Consider the following 2,597-nt stretch of genomic DNA (forward strand, 5'->3'; position numbering starts at 1 on the left):
CTGGGAGGCTTTACCCTAGATTACGGGCCTTTCGGGTTTATCGACAGGTTTGACCCCAAATACCAACCGTGGACGGGCGGCGGTGACCACTTCTCTTTTTTCAATCAACCCCAAGCTGCCATGCAAAACTTTTATATGTTCAGCAAAGCCGTTCATCCAATGATCAAGTCCGACACGATGGCGGTAGAAGAGCTGGAAAAGATCTTAAACGGTTTTCCCGAAGCCATGCAAGAGCAGGTCGAAGCAATGTGGGCATCGAAACTTGGATTAGAGGCTTTTGATGCGGAACTCTACAATGAGTTGATGATGCTGATGATCAAAACATCCGTCGACTACACGATCTTCTTCCGCGAACTTTCGCATCTACCCGAAGAGGTCACGCCCCTTCAAAAAAGCTTCTACGCTGACACATCCAACAATGAGGAACTGCTAAAACGCTGGTCACAGTGGCTGGAGAAATGGCAATCGAGCATCGATGTGACAACACCCGAGACCCGAGCGAAGCTTTCAGAGCAGATGAAAAGCGTGAACTCAAAATACACCTTGCGGGAGTGGTTCCTCGTACCTGCCTACAAAGCAGCTGAAAAAGGTGACTATTCACTCATCGAAGAGCTGCAGGAAGTGATGACAAAGCCCTATGATGAGCAGTCAAAAGAGATGGAAGCAAAATACTATGCGAAAAAGCCTTCGCAATTCTTCGATATCGCCGGAATCTCCCACGTAAGCTGCTCGTCCTAAAGACGACAGACTTACGCATACACTTCATCAAACGAGAGAAATTTCCCGTCCCCTTTTTCTGATACAATTATCAGACTATATAAAATTGTCACAAGGTAAACCATGAAAGTCGATAAATATGATGTTACAGCAGAGTCAGGTGCTTCCATATGGGTTTTAGTTGAACACGGTACTGATATAGCGAAACTTGAAATGCCCGATGGCTATGGCATCAAAGGTTTTATTGAAACCTTTGAACTAACCAAGGACTCAGACCTGAATTATAAACAGGCAATGGATCGACTTAAAGTACAAGGCTGTTATTACGGCACCACATTTAAGGGATGTTCTGTCAAATAATTAAATCAAAAATCCAGAGGGTAGAAAAAGTAGCCTGTCCCCTTTTTTTGAGTAAGACAATAATCAGTGCGATAAGTGATGTTTTTCTATGATCTCGGTAAATACCGCTTGGAGCATTACTTCGTCCGGGAGCTCACCACGCGCTGCTTTACCCCGAAGATCGTAGAGCTCAAAAAGACGTTCAACATCTTCTTGCTTAAGTTCGAAGCCTTTTGCTTCGATAGACCGCAGAAGTCCTTCGCTAATAGCAATTTGTTGTTCTTTATTTGCTACTGTCCACGCATCACCCATGTACCAGAAGACAACCATATCAGTTACAGGATAATGTCCTTTTTTGATGTAGGTGTAGTCATTAAAATATCGTTCCAGTCTATCTAATTGCATCAGCATCCTCCTGCCTCTCATAACAGGAGGTATGCAAAAGTTGGTCTATTAGTTAGAAAAAGGGAAAAAAGGGACACGCTGGCTTTATGTTCACTCTTACTATTGTCAGTCATATATTACCGTTGCTTACAAGATAAAAGTAGCCCGCGGGTTTTTGATTGGTCCCGACTGCTTTGTTGGCAACTATCTGCACCATGACTGACAACATGATATTAGACGATGTACTTCCCGGTCCATTTTTGGAGCTCTTCCACGCTCATCACCCTGGTTCTGCGGTTAATCTCATACCCGTTTTTAAAGAGAATCATCGTCGGGACGGAGCGGATGTTATAACGTGCTGCAAGTAACTTTTGCACATCGGTATCGACTTTGAGGAAACGGGCCTTCATCGGCAGGGCGGCGGCCGCCTCTTCGAATGCCGGGGCCAACATGCGACAGGGCGCGCACCAGGTCGCCCAGAAATCGACGACTACCACGATGTCGCTGTTCCAGATATGCTTGATAAATGCCGCTTCATCCACGCCGACAGGTTTCGTCTCCAGCAGCGAAGCCTTGCAGTGCGTGCAGTCGGCTTCGCTGTAATGCTCCTCTACGGGAATTGTGTTGATCTGATTGCAATTGGGACAGACTACTTTTTGTTTATCCATGACGCTATGCCTCCTGTGTCTCAATGTCTTTCCTCCCCGAAGCGCGGTGGGATTTGACTTTGTCGTGCAAAATTAAAGAATCAACTTTGACCCATGAGACTACAATCTGTCCTATGCAATTTTCAAACTATGAAAGATGAAACGGTACATCGTAGATTGCCAAGGCTTTGTCTTTGAATACACGTACTAAATAACGTGCAATAAAGTTCGACGCCTGAACATAGCATACAAGTGCTATTTGGTCGGGTTTAGGTTCCAAAGTTCCATTCAACAGGTCATTTATATAAGACAAGGGTGCTTTATGCTTTTGCTTGCTAACGTTTGAAATGAGCAATCAAAAAACCGCTTGCGGGTTTTTGATTGGTCTCCTTTGGTTTGTTATCCCTTTGTGACGGATTGGCTTGGATAGGACATTTCGAGAATCACAACATCGCCATCTGCCACAAATGGGCCATGCACTTCATACGGTGGTCTGCTCGCATAAAAACC

General features: G+C 45.0%; 5 protein-coding genes. 2 read left to right on the forward strand and 3 right to left on the reverse strand.

The window, feature by feature from the left end; all coding sequences use genetic code 11:
• On the forward strand, positions 1–738 hold a 738-nt coding region (locus ABYK33_RS15310; RefSeq protein ID WP_373034187.1), incomplete at its 5' end, for a protein adenylyltransferase SelO family protein.
• A 102-nt stretch (positions 739–840) separates the two neighbouring features.
• On the forward strand, positions 841–1,077 hold the full coding sequence (locus tag ABYK33_RS15315; protein WP_373034188.1) for a hypothetical protein: 237 nt from the start codon (positions 841–843) through the stop codon (positions 1,075–1,077).
• 63 nt (positions 1,078–1,140) lie between these two features.
• Here the strand turns inward: ABYK33_RS15315 and ABYK33_RS15320 are convergent, their stop codons facing one another.
• The 3 genes from ABYK33_RS15320 to ABYK33_RS15330 all read right to left on the reverse strand — a co-directional run bounded on the left by ABYK33_RS15320 (position 1,141) and on the right by ABYK33_RS15330 (position 2,400).
• Positions 1,141–1,461 (reverse strand): hypothetical protein, encoded by a 321-nt coding sequence (locus ABYK33_RS15320; protein WP_373034189.1) that lies wholly within the window; start codon positions 1,459–1,461, stop codon positions 1,141–1,143.
• 212 nt (positions 1,462–1,673) lie between these two features.
• The gene (gene trxC / locus ABYK33_RS15325) at positions 1,674–2,108 is read right to left on the reverse strand and encodes a thioredoxin TrxC (protein ID WP_373034190.1); all 435 of its coding nucleotides are present in this window, start codon (positions 2,106–2,108) and stop codon (positions 1,674–1,676) included.
• A gap of 127 nt (positions 2,109–2,235) precedes the next feature.
• Complete coding sequence (locus ABYK33_RS15330; protein WP_373034191.1) at positions 2,236–2,400, reverse strand: hypothetical protein; 165 nt, start codon at positions 2,398–2,400, stop codon at positions 2,236–2,238.
• Positions 2,401–2,597: the final 197 nt, after the last annotated feature.

It is taken from the genome of Sulfurovum sp. (genome assembly GCF_041562805.1).
Lineage (GTDB): Bacteria > Campylobacterota > Campylobacteria > Campylobacterales > Sulfurovaceae > Sulfurovum.

Excerpts from the sequence above, each read along its gene's own strand:
- ABYK33_RS15315 (WP_373034188.1), top strand. The coding sequence starts at position 841 with ATGAAAGTCGATAAATATGATGTTACAGCAGAGTCAGGTGCTTCCATA.
- ABYK33_RS15320 (WP_373034189.1), bottom strand. The coding sequence starts at position 1,461 with ATGCAATTAGATAGACTGGAACGATATTTTAATGACTACACCTACATC.
- trxC (WP_373034190.1), bottom strand. The coding sequence starts at position 2,108 with ATGGATAAACAAAAAGTAGTCTGTCCCAATTGCAATCAGATCAACACA.